This window comes from Blastocatellia bacterium, assembly GCA_016713405.1.
Taxonomy (GTDB): domain Bacteria; phylum Acidobacteriota; class Blastocatellia; order Chloracidobacteriales; family JADJPF01; genus JADJPF01.
On sequence record JADJPF010000022.1, the window covers coordinates 123,436 to 141,379 of the forward strand.

The 17,944-nt window shown below is 38.6% G+C and carries 7 protein-coding genes and 3 pseudogenes; 4 read left to right on the forward strand and 6 right to left on the reverse strand.

Features of this window, described 5'->3' with window-relative positions; genetic code table 11:
- Positions 1 to 132: 132 nt before the first annotated feature.
- Both IPK14_22055 and IPK14_22060 read left to right on the forward strand, forming a co-directional pair.
- Positions 133 to 1,432 (forward strand): annotated as a pseudogene (locus IPK14_22055) (amino acid permease).
- Positions 1,433 to 2,506 (forward strand): pyridoxal phosphate-dependent aminotransferase, encoded by a 1,074-nt coding sequence (locus IPK14_22060; GenBank protein MBK7995960.1) that lies wholly within the window; start codon positions 1,433 to 1,435, stop codon positions 2,504 to 2,506. It abuts the pseudogene before it with no gap.
- Positions 2,507 to 2,514: 8 nt separating this feature from the next.
- On the opposite strand, the gene IPK14_22065 is transcribed toward IPK14_22060, so the two are convergent.
- The 3 genes and pseudogenes from IPK14_22065 to IPK14_22075 all read right to left on the reverse strand — a co-directional run bounded on the left by IPK14_22065 (position 2,515) and on the right by IPK14_22075 (position 9,272).
- A complete protein-coding gene (locus tag IPK14_22065; protein MBK7995961.1) occupies positions 2,515 to 3,693 on the reverse strand; it encodes a beta-lactamase family protein in 1,179 nt (392 codons plus the stop codon).
- Between the two features lie 327 nt (positions 3,694 to 4,020).
- Positions 4,021 to 6,519 carry a hypothetical protein gene (locus tag IPK14_22070; GenBank protein ID MBK7995962.1) on the reverse strand — a complete coding sequence of 833 codons (2,499 nt, stop codon included), beginning with the start codon at positions 6,517 to 6,519 and terminating at the stop codon, positions 4,021 to 4,023.
- Positions 6,520 to 6,745: 226 nt separating this feature from the next.
- A pseudogene (locus IPK14_22075) lies at positions 6,746 to 9,272 on the reverse strand (hypothetical protein).
- A 545-nt stretch (positions 9,273 to 9,817) separates the two neighbouring features.
- Between IPK14_22075 and IPK14_22080 the strand changes: the two are divergent.
- Together IPK14_22080 and IPK14_22085 are read left to right on the forward strand one after the other, a co-directional pair.
- Positions 9,818 to 13,091: pseudogene (locus IPK14_22080) on the forward strand (glycosyl hydrolase).
- Positions 13,092 to 13,278: 187 nt separating this feature from the next.
- Complete coding sequence (locus tag IPK14_22085) at positions 13,279 to 14,490, forward strand: PilT/PilU family type 4a pilus ATPase (GenBank protein ID MBK7995963.1); 1,212 nt, start codon at positions 13,279 to 13,281, stop codon at positions 14,488 to 14,490.
- A 51-nt stretch (positions 14,491 to 14,541) separates the two neighbouring features.
- On the opposite strand, the gene IPK14_22090 is transcribed toward IPK14_22085, so the two are convergent.
- From IPK14_22090 to IPK14_22100, 3 genes are read right to left on the reverse strand one after another with little or no spacing between them, the layout of a single operon-like run.
- Positions 14,542 to 16,533: a hypothetical protein gene (locus tag IPK14_22090; protein ID MBK7995964.1), complete on the reverse strand. Its 1,992-nt coding sequence runs from the start codon at positions 16,531 to 16,533 to the stop codon at positions 14,542 to 14,544.
- Positions 16,534 to 16,558: 25 nt separating this feature from the next.
- Positions 16,559 to 16,780, reverse strand: a complete 222-nt coding sequence (locus IPK14_22095) for a hypothetical protein (protein MBK7995965.1) — start codon at positions 16,778 to 16,780, stop codon at positions 16,559 to 16,561.
- A 26-nt stretch (positions 16,781 to 16,806) separates the two neighbouring features.
- On the reverse strand, positions 16,807 to 17,943 hold the full coding sequence (locus IPK14_22100; protein ID MBK7995966.1) for a hypothetical protein: 1,137 nt from the start codon (positions 17,941 to 17,943) through the stop codon (positions 16,807 to 16,809).
- Between the last annotated feature and the right edge of the window lies 1 nt (position 17,944).

Here is a 17,944-nt window from a genome sequence, read left to right on the forward strand (position 1 = left end):
ATGATCCGAAATTTGCTAACCAAGTGTAAAACATAATTTAATAGTATCAAATTTGTTTACTATACTTTAATTAATTATCAAAAAAAATCTTTTGCAACCTTAAATTACACTTTTTAGAAAAACTAGAAAAATATGAAAAAAATAGGCTTATTTGACACAACAATGATAGTGATGGGTGGAATTATTGGATCTGGTATTTTTATTAACCCTTATGTTGTAGCTCGTCAAGTTAATACACCAACATTAATACTTTCTGCTTGGGCTGTTGGTGGGCTTATTGCTCTATTAGGTGCTTTTATTTACAGTGAATTAGCTTCTCGTCTTCCAAATGTTGGTGGACAATATGCTTATCTTAAAGAAGCCTTTCATCCAATTGTAGCTTTTATTTATGGTTGGACAATGCTGCTAGTAATTCAAACAGGCGGAATGGCTGCTGTTGCTATGACATTTGCCCGCTACTTTATTGAATTAACTAATATAAACATAAAAGAAGGAATTATTGCAGTAGCTTCTCTAGCTTTCCTTACCTTAATTAATTGTTTAGGTTTGCGTGCTGGGAGTTTATTACAAAGTATTTTAATGGTACTAAAAATTTTAGCAATTTTAGCACTAATTCTTCTTGGTTTATTACTTAGTAGTCCTAGTGTCAATAATCCTACAAATCAGCCAAAAATAATTTCAAATCAAAATGAAATTTTAGCTTTTGCGGCAGCAATGACACCTGTACTTTTTGCTTATGGAGGCTGGCAAACGGCTAGCTTTATTTCTGGTGAAGTAGACAATGTAAGAAAAACCTTGCCCCGTGCTTTAATTATTGGTGTGATGGGTGTAGTAATACTTTATTTGGGTGTAAATTATGTTTGTATAAGTGTTTTAGGAACAGCAGGTTTAGCTAGCAGCACTACGCCAGCATCAGCCGTGATGACAAATCTACTAGGTCAAAAAGGAGCTAAATTAATTGCTATAGCTATTACAATTTCTACATTTGGTTACTTAAGCCAAAGTATGTTAACGGCTCACGAGTCTATTTTGCTATGGCAACAGATAAGCTTTTTTTTCAGCAAGTTGCATGGATTGATCCTGTTAGAAATGTCCCAAGTGTAGCTATTATTTTGCAAGGTTTTTTGCTTCGGTAATTGCTCTTTCAGGTCAGTATGAAGAGATCTTAAATTATGTAGTGTCAACAGATTTTATTTTTTTTGGCCTAGTTGCTCTTTGCTTGTTTAGACTACAAAGCAAACAAAAAACTAAGAACAACCAAGAAATTTATAAAATGCCTGCTCACCCTTTTTCAACAATAATCTTTATGTTAGCCTGCTGGACAATTGTTTTAAGCACAATTTATAAATATCCATTAAATAGCCTTATAGGAATAGCTATAATGCTGCTAGCAATTCCAGTTTATTTCTTCTGGAAAGGAAAACAAACTTAAATGAACATAGTAAAAGAATCTACTTATATGCAATGGGCCAAACTCCAAAGTAGCGGCAAATTTAGCCTAGCACCAAGTGGACTGGAAAATTACTCTATTAAAGATTTACCTGTTTCAATAGACGATTTAGAAATTAGTGGAAATAGCATTTATGGTTATGAACCTTTACTGCAAACCTTAGCAACAAAGTATAACGTTGATTCAAACTCAGTCGTTTTAGCAATAGGGACTTCTCTAGCTAATCATTTGGTTATGGCAAGCCTGCTAGAGCCAGGTGATGAGGTTTTAATTGAACAGCCAACTTATGACCCAATTCTAGCTGTAGCACAATACCTTGGAGCTAAAATAAACCGCTTTCCTCGACGTTTTGAAGATGGCTATCAAATTAACCCAGATGATATTAAAAAAGCTATTACTCCTAAAACTAAATTAATTATTTTAACTAACTTACATAATCCTACTGGAATATTTACTAGTGAAGCTATTTTATCTCAAATAAGCGAAATTGCTTACGGAAAAGCATATGTTTTAGTAGATGAAGTTTATCTAGAAAGTATGTTTGAAAAAACTCCCCGATCGGCTTTTCATTTAGGCCCACATTTTATAATTACAAATAGTTTAACTAAAGTTTATGGTTTAAGTGGACTGCGATGCGGTTGGATATTGGCTAACTCTGAATTAGCTAAAAAAATGTGGCTACTTAATGACTTATTTGGAGTTATGGCACCCCATCCAGCAGAATTGTTAAGCGTAATTGCCCTTAAAAATATAGATAAAATTGCTACTAAAGCCAAAAATTTATTAACCAAAAACCATTTATTAATTAACCAATTTTTAGATAATCAAAAAAATCTTGTTACTGTAAGACCAGAATTTGGAACTGTAGTATTTCCTAAGTTAAAAAATAAAAATGTAGAAGAACTTTGTAAACTACTAAAGCAAAAATATGACACAGTTGTTGTGCCAGGGAAGTTTTTTGAATCACCAGATCATCTTCGTATTGGATTAGGTATAAATCCAACAACACTATCTAATGGATTAAGTAATTTAGCTTTAGCTTTAGCTGAATTATAAGATTCTGGCTATTTCAAAAACATTTTTGCAATTTTCAATGAAATATCTGAAACATCAATTTCATCTGTATTTGCAAAAATAACAACACTTAAATTTTTGCTAGGAACACGGGCAATAACTGTTGCCCAACCATACCAAGATCCGCTATGGGTAATTAATTCTTGCCCAGCAATATCACCTATTGCCCAACCAAATCCATAACCCCATCCATCGGAATAGTCTATTTTTTCACCATTACCAAGCGTTCCAGCACTAAAAGCTAGTTTTAAGGTGTTTGCTTTGACTAACTTCTCTGTATAAAGAGCTTGATCCCATTTATACATATCTTGAACGCTAGTTAAAATACCGCCGTCACCATAACAAAGATCTAGCGAACTTTTCCCAAATTCAACATCCTTGTAATTTGAGTTTTTTAATTTATATCCTCTAGCTAATTTCTCTGGTAAATCCTTACTAGTTGTTATTACAGAACTTTCTTTCATTTCTAAAGGTTGAAAGATTTTTTCTTTTACAAATGTAGGAAAATCTTGTCCTGAAGCCTGTTCAACAATTCCAGCTAAAACCAAATATCCAGAGTTACTATACTCATGCTTTGTTCCTGCTTCAAAATCAGGTTCTTTTTGTTTAGCTAATATTTCTATTGCCTTTTTGGTGATAGCCACCGAATCTGTAAGATTTTCTTTGTCCTTAAAAGTTTCTATATAGTCCGATAGCCCACTTGTATGATAAAGCAAGTGTTTTACTGTAATTTTTTTAGCATAATCTGGAAAATTAGGAAAAAATTTAGTTAAAGGGTCGTCATAACTTAATTTTCCTGCTTCAGCCAAAATCATAATTGCCATAGCAGTAAATTGTTTAGAAACCGAAGCAGTATAAAAAATAGTGTCACCTTTAACGGGGGTTTCATTTTCTAAGTTAGCTATTCCATAGCCCTTACGGTAAATAACCCGACTATCTTTTACTACTAAAATAGCTAGTCCTGGCTCATTTTCTTTTACAGACTTAGACAAGAGTTTGTCTATTTTTGTAGTTATTTTTAATAACTCTTTGTCATCTAATTCTATTAAGTTTTTAGAGTTTATTTTGGTTTCAGTATTTGTTTTATTATCAATAAATTGACCTTCACGACAACTAACAAATAGAAATATAAAAATAATGTTGATTATAAGTAATAAAAAAAATTTCATAAATAAATTAAGTAATTATCTTATTATAAATTAAAATCTTATCTTAAATCCAAATTGGAAATTAATAAGTAACAAAAGCATTGCAGAAAGATCTTTTGAACTTATAACTCAACCACACAAGTTTGCACATTTTTATTTATTTGGTTTAAGAGATTAATAATAAAACTGATTTACTAGAAAAATAAAGCCGCAATACATAATCATTATTCTAAATAATAGTAGGGATATAAAAAACTTTACTTAAATTTTTAATAAAATTAACTTTTTAAAATAAAAGAATCTACCTAAAACTAGGTAGATTCTTTTGACTAAGGAAAATAAGCAAAATTAGTTAGAAGAATTGAGACGACCAGCGTTTTGGCGTTGGAGTTTCAAAAATTCCATTATTTCAGGATTATTACTGAAAATACTTTTCTCAATAGGTTTACCATAAGCTTCAGGATTATAATATAAACCTCGTTGGTCAGCCGGTTTAAGCTGATCTACTGGGGTTGGTTCAAATCCTGGATTATGACGTACTCCTGAAATCTCCCAAGAAACTTTCATTCCTGGTTTGCCACCTGCAATCTTGAACTTATTGTTGGTTACTTCTTTTGCAATATAAAGCTCAGCTTCACTACCAATAGGAGTGATTTGATATCTGAAGTCTTTATTAAGAGCTTCAAACCAATCAGGTAAATTGACCCAAGCTTCGCCATTTTCATCAAGAGCAATAGTGCCACTGTAGACATTTAATGCTTCTGAAGATTGAATGGAAGTATGAGATAAAGTTCTATTAGCAGGATCTAATGGATGATCCATAACAGAAGAAATTCTTCCAGGTAAGCTAAGTGTACCTTGGATAAGAACATTGCCAACAAAAGCACCAGCATTGTTGTTACTATTAGCAGGAGCCATACCTAATATAGCATTACTACCATTTCCTACTGCTACTCTTCCTGCTACACCATTTAAGCTAAGTGGTGAATTCACTGTTCCTTGTATTGCTGAACTTCCTGCAACAACGTTTGTTCCCGTTAATGTAACGGAGAAGGATGCTGGATTTGTTGTTCCTAATACTAATCCTGTTGTTCCTGAGAATGGCAATGCAAAAACTCCAATTGCACCTGTCGCACCTGTTGCACCTGTTGCTCCGGTTGCTCCTGTTACACTCGCTCCAGTTGCTCCTGTTGCTCCTGTCGCTCCAGTTGCTCCGGTTGCTCCTGTTGCTCCGGTTGCTCCTGTCGCTCCTCTTGCTCCGGTTACACTCGCACCTGTTGCACCAGTTGCTCCTGTTGCTCCTGTTGCTCCTGTTGCTCCTGTTGCTCCTGTTGCTCCTGTTGCTCCTCTTGCACCAGTTGCTCCGGTTGCTCCTGTTACTCCTGTGTTACCAGTTGCTCCTGTTGCTCCTGTTGCTCCTGTTGCTCCTGTTGCTCCTGTAATACTTGCCCCAGTTGCTCCTGTTGCTCCTGTTGCTCCTGTGTTACCAGTTGCTCCTGTTGCTCCTGTTGCTCCTGTTGCTCCTGTTGCTCCTGTCGCTCCTGTTGCTCCTGTTGCTCCTGTTGCTCCTGTTGCTCCTGTATCACCAGTTGCTCCAGTTGCTCCTGTTGCTCCGGTTGCTCCTGTCGCTCCTGTCGCTCCTGTTGCTCCTGTTGCTCCTGTGTCACCAGTTGCTCCGGTTGCTCCGGTTGCTCCGGTTGCTCCTGTTGCTCCTGTTGCTCCTGTTGCTCCTGTCGCTCCTGTTGCTCCTGTTGCTCCTGTGTCACCAGTTGCTCCGGTTGCACCTGTTGCTCCTGTTACACTTGCTCCGGTTGCACCTGTTGCTCCGGTTGCTCCTGTTGCTCCGGTTGCTCCTGTTGCTCCGGTTGCTCCGGTTGCTCCGGTTGCTCCGGTTGCTCCGGTTGCTCCGGTTGCTCCTGTTGCTCCTGTTGCTCCTGTTGCACCTGTTGCTCCGGTTGCACCTGTTGCTCCTGTTGCTCCTGTTGCACCAGTTGCTCCGGTTGCTCCGGTTGCTCCTGTCGCTCCTGTTGCTCCTGTCGCTCCGGTTGCTCCTGTCGCTCCTGTTACACTTGCACCTGTTGCTCCTGTTGCTCCTGTTGCACCTGTTGCTCCAGTTGCACCTGTTGCTCCTGTTGCTCCGGTTGCTCCTCTTGCACCAGTTGCCCCAGTTGCTCCTGTTGTTCCAGTTACACCTGTTACACCAGTTGCCCCGGTTGCTCCTGTTGCTCCTGTTGCTCCAATACCGGTTGCCCCGGTTGCCCCAGTTGCTCCTGTGTTACCAGTTGCACCAGTTGCTCCTGTCGCATTAATACCAAAATCTACAACAGGAACAACTTGTGTATCGCTTGTTGAAGCGTAGCGTCCTGTTGGAGATGTAGCAAAAGCCGTTAAACTTGCTTGAACTGAACCTTGGCCTGCTGATGAGGCAGAAATAAAATCTATATGAAGTGAAAATGAATCCCCTGCCGCAAATATCCTACGAGCTCCTGCACCCACAAAAGTAACTATTACCGCTCCGAATTGATTAGGGCCTTGTACTAAAAAATCATTAGTGGTAAATCCAGAGGGTGAAGGTTGAGAAACAAAAGCTTGTGGATTGACCGATGTCACCACCCCAAGAGTAGTATTAAATGTTATGGTAAATGTATCACCATTGGCTATTACGTTTGTACCGCCAACATTAGTAATACTAACAACCGTACTGGTTGCTTGTGATGTCTGAAAAATACCTGGCTCTACTGTTACATTAGGTATTATACCTGACACTTGTGCTTGGGTTGGGAGCGGCCATAACGGACATAGCAAGAGGCTCAATAATATACAGAGACCTACTCTGAGCTTGTGCATTTTTTCCTCCTTGTTTTCTTCTTTCTTTTGGTTATGGCTTTCTCTGCTGAGTTTGGACCTTAATTTCATAATTTTAACCACTCATTAAAGCTTTACCTAAAACCTTACTAAAGTTGTAGGAGTTAATCAAAATAGAAAATTTTAATTTTCACTTTGTACTTAAGACTATAGATTGTCCTTTTTGAAAATGAACAATCTATAGCCCTTAAAAGAAAACAAGTAAAAACTAATTAGAAGAATTGAGACGACCAGCGTTTTGGCGTTGGAGTTTCAAAAATTCCATTATTTCAGGATTATTACTGAAAATACTTTTCTCAATAGGTTTACCATAAGCTTCAGGATTATAATATAAACCTCGTTGGTCAGCCGGTTTAAGCTGATCTACTGGGGTTGGTTCAAATCCTGGATTATGACGTACTCCTGAAATTTGCCAAGAAACTTTCATTCCTGGTTTGCCGCCTGCAATCTTGAACTTACCATTTTCTAACTCTTTTCCAATGTAAAGTTTAGAGTAGGCTCCAATAGGAGTGATTTGATATCTGAAGTCTTTATTAAGAGCTTCAAACCAATCAGGTAAATTGACCCAAGCTTCGCCATTTTCATCAAGAGCAATAGTGCCACTGTAGACATTTAATGCTTCTGAAGATTGAATGGAAGTATGAGATAAAGTTCTGTTAGCAGGATCTAATGGATGATCCATAACAGAAGAAATTCTTCCAGGTAAGCTAAGTGTACCTTGGATAAGAACATTGCCAACGAAAGCACCAGCATTGTTGTTACTATTAGCAGGAGCCATACCTAATATAGCATTACTACCATTTCCTACTGCTACTCTTCCTGCTACACCATTTAAGCTAAGTGGTGAATTCACTGTTCCTTGTATTGCTGAACTTCCTGCATTGATATTCGCTGATCCTGATAGTGTAACGGAGAAGGATGCTGGATTTGTTGTTCCTAATACTAGTCCTGTTGTTCCTGAGAATGGTAGAGGAACTGTACCATTTGCACCTGTCGCACCTGTTGCACCTGTTGCACCTGTTGCTCCTGTTGCTCCTGTTGCTCCTGTTGCTCCTGTTGCTCCTGTTGCACCTGTTGCTCCTGTTGCTCCTGTTGCTCCTGTTGCTCCTGTTGCTCCTGTTGCTCCTGTTGCTCCTGTTGCTCCTGTTGCTCCTGTTGCTCCTGTTGCTCCTGTTGCTCCTGTTGCTCCTGTTGCTCCTGTTGCTCCTGTTGCTCCTGTTGCTCCTGTTGCTCCTGTTGCTCCTGTTGCTCCTGTTGCTCCTGTTGCTCCTGTTGCTCCTGTTCTGTTGCTCTGTTGCACCTGTTGCTCCTGTCGCTCCTGTTGCACCAGTTGCACCTGTTGCACCTGTTGCACCTGTTGCTCCTGTTGCTCCTGTTGCTCCTGTTGCTCCTGTTGCTCCTGTGTCGCCGGTTGCTCCGGTTGCACCTGTTGCTCCTGTTGCTCCTGTTGCTCCTGTTGCTCCTGTTGCTCCTGTCGCTCCTGTGTCACCAGTTGCTCCGGTTGCTCCTGTTGCTCCTGTTGCTCCTGTTGCTCCGGTTGCTCCTGTTGCTCCTGTTGCTCCTGTTGCTCCTGTGTCACCAGTTGCTCCTGTTGCTCCGGTTGCTCCTGTTGCTCCTGTTGCTCCTGTTGCTCCTGTTGCTCCGGTTGCTCCTGTTGCTCCTGTTGCTCCTGTTGCTCCTGTTGCTCCTGTTGCTCCTGTTGCTCCTGTCGCACCAGTTGCTCCGGTTGCTCCTGTTGCTCCTGTCGCTCCGGTTGCTCCGGTTGCTCCTGTCGCTCCGGTTGCTCCTGTTGCTCCTGTTGCTCCGGTTGCACCTGTTGCTCCTGTTGCTCCTTGTCGCTCCGGTTGCTCCGGTTGCTCCTGTTGCTCCTGTTGCTCCTGTCGCTCCTGTCGCTCCTGTCGCTCCTGTCGCTCCTGTCGCTCCTGTCGCTCCTGTCGCTCCTGTCGCTCCTGTCGCTCCTGTCGCTCCTGTCGCTCCTGTGCTCCTGTTGCTCCTGTTGCACCGGTTGCTCCTGTTGCTCCTGTTGCTCCGGTTGCTCCGGTTGCTCCGGTTGCTCCTGTTGCTCCGGTTGCTCCTGTTGCTCCGGTTGCTCCTGTTGCTCCGGTTGCTCCTGTTGCACCTGTTGCTCCTGTTGTTCCGCTTGCACCAGTTGCACCAGTTGCACCTGTTGCACCTGTTGCTCCGGTTGCACCGGTTGCAGAAATATTAAAATTTACAACAGGGACAACTTGGTTATCACCTGTTAAAGTGTATCGTCCTGTTATAGGTGTACTAAAAGCAGTTAAATTCACCAAAACAACACCTTGACCCGCTAATGAACCGGAAGTGAAGTCTATATGAACTGAAAATGAATCTCCTGCTACAAATGTTCTATTTGGGCCTACATAAGTAACAGCAACTTCACCGGTTTGAGTAGGACCTTGGACTAAAAATTGAATTGGACTAAATCCAGAGGGTGAAGGTTGAGAAACAAAAACTTGTGGATTGACCGATGTTACCGTCCCAAGAGTAGTATTAAAAGTTATACTAAATCTATCACCATTGGCTATGGTGTTGCTACCGCCAACATTAGTAACACTAACAACAGCACTAGTTGTTTGTGATGTTTGAAAAATACCTGGTTCTACTGTTACATTAGGTATTATTCCTGTGGCTTGTGCTTGGGTTGGGAGCGGCCATAACGGGCATAATAAGAGGCTCAATAATATACAGAGACCTACTTTGAGCTTGTGCATTTTTTCCTCCTTGTTTTCTTCTTTCTTTTGGTTATGGCTTTCTCTGCTGAGTTTGGACCTTAATTTTTATATTAAGATTTTCCGAACAATTATAATAGTAAGTACAAAAAAGTACAAAAATCTTTCACTAATTGTAAAGTTCAAAGAAATTATAATTGTCTAGCTATGGCTAATAATAGTAGAAGTTGTCTATCATTAAAACAAAAACTTTTACCATTATGCTATCTTTTGTAAGTAATTAAAAACAAAGTATAGTTTGATAAAATTAAAATTACTACTAAATATTTCATTTAGCTGTAATTAGCAAGTTTTTCTCTCAAAAGAAAAATCTTTGCTAATTACGTAATCTTTCTCCCTTTTCAACTTTTGTTACATAGTTAAATATTCCTAATACTAAAAAAGGGTTATTTATTATTTATAAACAGTAAAAATGTTTTATTTTTAATTTTCTCTAAGCTCTTTTCTGTTAAATAGTTATTTGTTAATGTCTAAGGCCAAACTCCGCACCAAAATTTTTATTTTATTATTTTAAGGAGAAAGTCACCGTGAAAATACTCTATTTGTTACTTGGTCTGTTGATATTAGTGCATAACCAAGTTGTTTATGGGCAAAAAGCTACATCAGAAGAAAAAAAAGATCCTTTAAGCTCTTCAACTTTTGGAGGCTTAAAATTTCGTGCCATTGGCCCAGCATTAACTTCTGGCCGTATAATCGCTTTTGCTGTAAACCCTAGCGATCGTAGCCAATATTATGTTGGAGTAGCATCTGGAGGTGTCTGGAAAACTACAAATGCTGGTACAACTTGGACACCTGTTTTTGATAATGAAGGATCCTACTCCATAGGGGCTGTTACTCTAGATCCAAAAATCCCGCTACAGTTTGGGTAGGAACAGGGGAACTTAATTCACAACGTAGTGTTGCTTATGGTGATGGAATTTATCGTTCTGATGATGGGGGTAAAAGCTGGAAAAATATGGGATTAAAAACCTCAGAACACATTGCCCGTATCATTATTGACCCACGTAGTAGCAACACTCTTTATGTTGCATCTCAAGGCCGTTTATGGGGCCCGGGCGGAGAGCGAGGTTTATTTAAGACTACAGATGGAGGAAAAACATGGAAAGCATCCTTAAGCATTAGTGAAAATACTGGTGTAACAGATGTTATCCAAGATCCTGTTAATCCTGATGTGCTTTATGCTGCTGCTTATCAACGCCGTCGTCATGTTTGGACGTTGATTAATGGTGGCCCGGAAAGTGCTATCTATAAGTCTACTGATGCTGGAGAAACTTGGACAAAACTAAAATCAGGTCTACCAAGTGATGACCTAGGTAGAATAGGATTAGCAATTTCTCCTGTAGATAATAAAGTTCTTTATGCAACTGTTGAAGCAGCAAATAAAAAAGGTGGTATTTTCCGTTCTACAGACTATGGAGCAACTTGGGAAAAGAGAAATCCTTTTGATGCTACCGCGCTTTATTATTCACAAATAGTTGCAGATCCTAAAGATGTTGATCGTCTTTACATTCTTAATACCTTTCTAATGGTATCTGATGATGGGGGTAAAACCTTAAATAGAGTTCCTGAAAAATTTAAGCATGTCGATACTCATGCAATGTGGATTGATCCTAAACATCCAAATTACTACCTAGTTGGTTGTGATGGTGGAATATATGAAAGTTTTGATCGTGGAGAAAATTGGAATTATAAAAGCAATTTATCTGTCACGCAATTCTATGATTTAACAGTAGATAACGCCACACCTTTTTATAATGTCTATGGTGGAACACAAGATAACTTTACTTTAGGAGGCCCTTCTCAAACCCGTAGTGCTTCAGGTATTACCAATGCAGATTGGTTTGTTGTCGTTGGTGGAGATGGTTTCCGCGTCCAAGTAGATCCACAAGACCCAAATATTATTTATGGTGAAAGTCAATATGGTGGACTAGTTCGGTTTGATAAGCGAACGGGTGAATTTATTGGCATCAAACCACAAGAAGCAAAAGGGGACGCGCCGCTTCGTTGGAATTGGGACTCACCCTTAATTATTAGCCCTCACTCAAACACTAGACTTTATTTTGCGGCTAATAAGCTTTTCCGTAGCGATGATCGCGGAAATAGTTGGAAAGTAATAAATAATGAGCTATCACGGGCAATTGACCGCAATAAATTACCTGTTATGGATAAAGTTTGGGGTGTTGATGCAGTAGCAAAACATGCTTCTACTTCTTTTTACGGCAATGCTACAGCACTAACAGAATCACCTAAAAAAGAAGGCTTAATTTATGTTGGTAGCGATGATGGTTTAATTCAAATTACTGAAGATGGTGGAAATAACTGGCGTAAAATAGAAAAATTTCCTTCCGTTCCAGATACAACTTATGTAACTAGACTTTTTGCTTCTCAGCACGACACTAACACAGTTTACGCATCATTTGATAACCATAAAAATAGCGACTTTAAGCCCTATTTGTTAAAAAGTACTGACACAGGAAAAACCTGGTCAGCCATTGCTAGCAATTTACCAGAAAACGGGCCTGTTTTAGCTTTTGCCGAAGATCATATCAACCCTAACTTACTATTTGTTGGTACAGAATTTGGACTATTTTTTACAATTGATGCTGGTAAGAAATGGATTCAATTAAAGTCTGGTCTTCCAACCATTGCAATAAAAGACCTTGTAATTCAAAAAAGAGAAAATGATCTTGTATTAGCTACTTTTGGCCGTGGTTTTTATATTTTGGATAATTATTCTCCTTTACGCACAATTACCCAAGATCTACTTTCCCAAGAAACAGTAGTTTTTCCAGTTAAAGATCCTTGGTGGTACATTCAAGCTGAACCATTAGAGGAGGACAAGGAAAATCTTTTCAAGGTGACAACTTCTTTGTAGCAGATAATCCTGCATTTGGCGCAACCATTACTTACTACTTAAAAGATTCTCTAAAAACCAAAAAGCAAAAAAGACAAGAAGCTGAAAAAGAAGCCGAAAAAAATAAACAAACTGCTCCTTATCCAACACCTGAGCAACTTCGAGCAGAAGATGAAGAACCGACCCCGGAAATTATACTAACTATTACTGATTCTAATGGTAATGTTGTTCGCAAATTTACTGGCCCAGCATCCGCTGGTATAAATCGAGTCACTTGGAATTTACGCTATCCTCCTGTCTCAGTTAACAGCCGTCCAAATACAGAAGGAGAATTAGCAGCTAGTTCTTTAGTTTTACCTGGTACTTACAAAGTTTCTTTAGCAAAACAACTAGATGGTCAAATAACCCCTATAGGTGAGTCCCAAACTTTTACTGTAAAAGTCTTAGACACTCAGCTAGCTACACAAAGCGACCGAGTTGCACATGTTGAATTTCAGAAAAAAGCTGTTAGCCTGCAACGTGCTGTATCAGGAGCATTACAGACAGCAAATGAATTAAAAGTGCGCCTTGGTAACATTAGACAAGCAGCTAAAAACTCAAGCGCACCTGATAATAAGCTAATTACGGATTCTTTAGCAGTAGAAAACAAATTAAATGAAATTCTTCTTCGCTTACGTGGTGATAATTCTTTGCGTTCTCGTAATGAAAATGTCCCTATTTCCATTGCTGAACGTGCTAGCAATGTTGTTGATGATCAATATCTTTCCACTGCACCACCAACACAAACGCAGCTTGATTCTTATAAAATTGCATCTGAAGAGTTTACTCAAGAATTAAACAAACTTCGCACTCTACTAGAAATAGACATTAAAAATTTAGAAAAAGCCTTGGATGCTATTGATGCACCTTGGACACCAGGAAGGCTTCCTGACTGGAAAGAAAAATAACTCTTAAACCCACCTAAAAAATCTATTAGCACAAGTTTTTTGCTTGTGCTAATAGACCCAGCAAAATTAATTAGCCTTTATAAAGTATGTCCTTGCTAAAAATTAGGAAAAAATTTACTATTTGCCTTACCTAAAACATTCCCAACTCAAAATTTTCCCATTTCCATTTAAGGAGATATTGCTGTCCATGTCTTCCAGCCAAACATCATCCAACGCTGCAAATGAAGCATTTAATCAAGTTTTACGTGCAATGATTTCTGTCTCTGACAAAGTAAGTGACTTGATTTTTTCACCTGGTCGCCCACCTCAAGTTGAGTTACTAGGTCAACTCCGCGCCGTAAAATTACAAGGATTAGAAATGTTAACCCCTGGTCATACCAAATCTATTTGTGACCTAATGACGGCTAACAATACTGTAGCTAGAGAAAAATTAGAAAAGTCTGGTGCTGCGGACTTGTCTTATAGTGTGCCAGGATTTTCAAGGTTTCGGGTCAATATCTTTATGCAGCGCGGAACTCATGCTATTGTAATGCGGGTAATACCTAATCGAGTACCTACATTTGTAGATCTAGGTCTACCCAATCAACTTAAAAGTATATGTGACTTAAAAAATGGGATTGTTTTAGTCACCGGCCCAACAGGAAGTGGTAAATCTTCTACCCTAGCAGCAATAATTAATATGATAAATGAGAGACATTTCTATCATATTGTCACCATAGAAGATCCTATTGAGTTTATCCACCAGCATAGAAGCTCAACTATTCATCAACGCGAGCTTTATGCTGATTGTCCTGATTTTAAGAGTGCGTTGCGTTCTGCACTTCGTCAAGCTCCAAAAGTAATTTTAGTAGGTGAAATGCGAGATATGGAAACTGTAGAAATTGCTTTAGAAGCGGCTGAAACAGGTCACTTAGTTTTATCAACTCTTCACACAATTGATGCAGCTAGAACAATTGAACGTATCATAGGCGTTTTCCCAAAATCAGAAGAACATATTGTTCGTATTCGCCTATCACAAACTTTCCGCTATATAATTTCCCAACGCTTAATTCCTCGTGCTGATTTGCAAGGTCGTATGGCTGCAATTGAGATACTTAAATCCACACAACGCACCCGCGATTATGTAGAAAAAGGCGAACAAAGCGGTAAAACCCTTGTTGATGCAATGCGAGATGGTGCTATAGATGGTATGCAGACTTTTGATCAAGTTTTAGAAGATCTTGTACGTAGTGGAACTATAACTGTACAAGACGGCATCAACTATTCATCTAATCCAGGCAATTTTCAATTGGCTATTTCAGATTATGTTGACCAACTTGCTACACAAGAAGCTATGGCCCCACCTAGCACATCAACATCAGGTTCATTTAAGGAATTACCCGACGGTTTTGAGAGATAAACTAAATTTAGGGGTGTAAAGAAAAACACTTACACCCCTAATCTAAAATACTTAAAACATAAAGCTACCCATATTAGAGCTAAGGCCATCAACAACAAGCCTAACCGAATTACTACCTTTAATTAAATTAAGCTTTTTCTTATTGCCTTTGATAGTAAATGTAGTATTGGTGACACTACGAGGTGCAATTGTAATTAACTTGTCATTAATAAATAGCTGTAAGGTGTTAGCACCGTTGGACATAAAGCCTATGCCATTGATGGTTAAGATCTTAGCTTGAAATGAAGCTTGGGTAATGGTTGGGTTGATTGTAAATTGAGCCGTTGCTTGACCTGTGTTTCCTGCTGCGTCTGTTGCTGTTATTCGTACTATTGCTTGTGGTGTTGTTAAGCTTAACCCAGCAATATTATTGAGTGTAAAGCTACTATCAGTTGCTCCAAAGCTTGCTACTTGAGTAAAGTTTTGCCCACCATCTAACGATAACAACAAGGCTTGAGACATAACAGCCCTATTATCAGTGCTTTGCCAGTTGACTTGGATAGGTTGACCTGCCATAACTTGTTGATTTGATGTTGGTTGGCTAATGGTTACTGTTGGTGCAAGGTTGTCAACTGCTGATTGAATGCGAAAGTTGTTAGCTGTAATTGCTTGAGATGAATTACCAGCAGCATCCCTAACAATTAAGCGCAGGCGAGCTTGATTTGTTTCAAGTGTTTGAGGAATTGCAAAATTAAAGCTTTGAGTTGAACCGGACAAGCCTGTTGCTAGTGTGGTTGTAAAAGTCATGCCTCCATCGGTTGAAAGAAACAAGTCTTGAGCAACCACCCCTACATTATCGTTTGACATCCAGCTTATTGCTAAATTGCTGCCACTGTTGAAGTTTTCGCCGCCCATTGGAGCAATAAAATTAACTGTAGGTGCTTGAGTGTCGTTATTGCCACTTCCACCCATTCCAATAGTAAAATTACCAGTAATTGAGTTAGCCCTTTTAGCCCCAAGGTCAACGGTTGAGACTCTAATTTGAGCTTTGTTAGCAACTTGGATATTTGGCACTGTCCAGTTAAAGTCTCTAGCGTCTGCTCTAAGTTGTTCTGCTCCAGGAATAACCGTAAAAGTCTGTCCGCCGTCGGTTGATAGTTCTACTTTGTGACTTGCAATTGAAAAGCTTTGTGCTGCAACCGTTGTTTGCCACTCTATTCTAAAGCTTTGTCCCGGCATTAGCTGTTGATTGGCTGTAGGGCTTGTTACTTGAATATTTGGCGGTTGCCCTATTGTAAAATTGCCAGCTAGCTCTATTCCAGAACAGTTTTCTATTCCAGTATCAAACTCGCGTCTTTGAAAAATTGGAGTATCTGTTTTAAGGTCAATAATAGATCTACCAGCCAAATCCGTTATATAAATTAAGCTTCCATCTGAAGATATAGCAAAATTTTGTATAGTAAAAGTATTAGCTGTAAATATTTTAGTCAATACTTTAGAACTTAAAGAATACTTATATAAATCCAATCCTCCAAGCTCAGAAATATAAAGTATGTTACTAGGACTAAACCTAACACCTGTTCTAGTAAATGAAGATGTGCTGTTAATATCAATTCTATCAATAAATTGTAAAGAGTTAATATCAATAATAATAATATTTCTAGGAACAGCCACAGCTAAGAATTTACCATCAGGAGAAACATCTACTTCCATAGGTCTTACAGATGTTATTGAATTAATTGGAATGTTATTAATTGTTGCTACAACTCTTCTAGTTTGTATGTCATAAACATTAATTATCCCTTCTGAAGAAATAAAAGCCTGTGTATTATTAGAACTAAAAACTACATCTCTAGGACTATCAATATTTATTGTGTTAACTGTAACTAAAGTTTGAGGGTCTATGATAATAATCAAATTATCAAAACCAAGTATAGCCCATATTAGTCCATCAGGTGCTAGCTTTACATTAAGAACTGGAAATGAATTAAGTATTGTGCGAATAGTACCTTGTTGTAAATCAACAACAAATAAACCTAAATTTCCTCCATTAAAACTAGGCAATGCTCGTGTAACAAAAGCTTTTGTTTTATCTTTTGATAATTGTATGTTGTCCTGGGCCTGGTAGGTTAATTTCTCCTATGCTTATATTAGTTAAAGCATCAATAATAGAAAGTCTACCAGAAGTTTGGGGATTAACACCTCGATTAATTGTCCTATAAACAACAGGAGTTCTATTTGATTGTTGAGCAAAAATAGGAATATTAAAGACAAAAAGAGTACAAAGTAAGCTTATAAGCCACTTTAGCATAAGAGTTCCTCCCAAATTTACTGCTATTAGTTATAAGTTGAACCTATATGGGTAATTCTAGCTGTTAGGAAAAATACATAACCTGAAGGATCAAGTCCTGATATTCCTTGTCTTCCTGTATTGGCAGAAGCACACCCTATTTGTGGTCTTGTTGATTTTAATACGACTAACCTAAGTGTTTGGTTATTTTCTGCTGGACATTCTATTACATTGAAACTCCCTCCTGTCTCACATAAATCTATAATTGCAAGACCATTAGGCAACCCTGCGGGAAAATTACTAGCGTCATAGCCTGGAATAACACCAGCAACACCAGTAGAGTTATCTTGAGCAACGAGAATGGCACAGGAAAATCTTTTGGGATCATTTGGTGGCATATTTGGACAAGGGAAAGTATTGGTTTGATTGAAGTTACAAGCGTTGCCAGCACCATTAAAACCATTGATGTAAAAATTGTTGGTTAAAGTAACGTCATAATAAATAACTAGGCCGCGAGTGATTTCGCCTTTGTTAGTGTGCATCGCTACATCGGCGCGGACTGACCATTGATATCTTTCTTCTCGCTCGTTGCCAAATCGTCCTCGAGGCATTACTTTTTGTCCTATGTAAATTGTTCTAAGTGTATACTCATAGTCATTTTGTAACTGGTAAACAATTGATTTTCTTGCTTGTTCTAGTGATGGATCTGCAAGTTGTGTCTTATGTTCTGGATAAAAAGCATTTAAGAAATCTATTGTTTTATTTGTTGCTCCATCTAAACCTTCAAAGATTTTTTCTGGTTCACATAAGCCAAATTGACTAGCAAGATTACTGGAAGATGTACCCATTGAAGAAGGAGGAGTAAGGACACCTTGGCAAACATAGGGTTGACCGCTTTGCGCTTTCCTTAAATGATCTACTAATTGTTGTTGGACACGATTATAAACTTCTTTAACGATTTTGTTACGAATTGGACTTGATGTTGCTAAAATCATATCTTCTGACCTAGAAACCGCTACATTTAAGTCAAGATTTTTAAGATGAACAGTGGTTCTAAGTGCAGGCCCTATTGAAGCCATTGTTACAATTATCATTATAAATACTGTAGTAACAAGTATTGCCCAACCTTGACGGCTGTTAAGCTTTCTTAGTAGTTTTTTGAATTTTGATGAGTTCTTTTTCATA

Bases quoted from the DNA above. Each gene is read 5' to 3' on its own strand.
- IPK14_22060 (MBK7995960.1), top strand. From the start codon at position 1,433: ATGAACATAGTAAAAGAATCTACTTATATGCAATGGGCCAAACTCCAA.
- IPK14_22065 (MBK7995961.1), bottom strand. From the start codon at position 3,693: ATGAAATTTTTTTTATTACTTATAATCAACATTATTTTTATATTTCTA.
- IPK14_22070 (MBK7995962.1), bottom strand. From the start codon at position 6,519: ATGCACAAGCTCAGAGTAGGTCTCTGTATATTATTGAGCCTCTTGCTA.
- IPK14_22085 (MBK7995963.1), top strand. From the start codon at position 13,279: ATGTCTTCCAGCCAAACATCATCCAACGCTGCAAATGAAGCATTTAAT.
- IPK14_22095 (MBK7995965.1), bottom strand. From the start codon at position 16,780: ATGCTAAAGTGGCTTATAAGCTTACTTTGTACTCTTTTTGTCTTTAAT.
- IPK14_22100 (MBK7995966.1), bottom strand. From the start codon at position 17,943: ATGAAAAAGAACTCATCAAAATTCAAAAAACTACTAAGAAAGCTTAAC.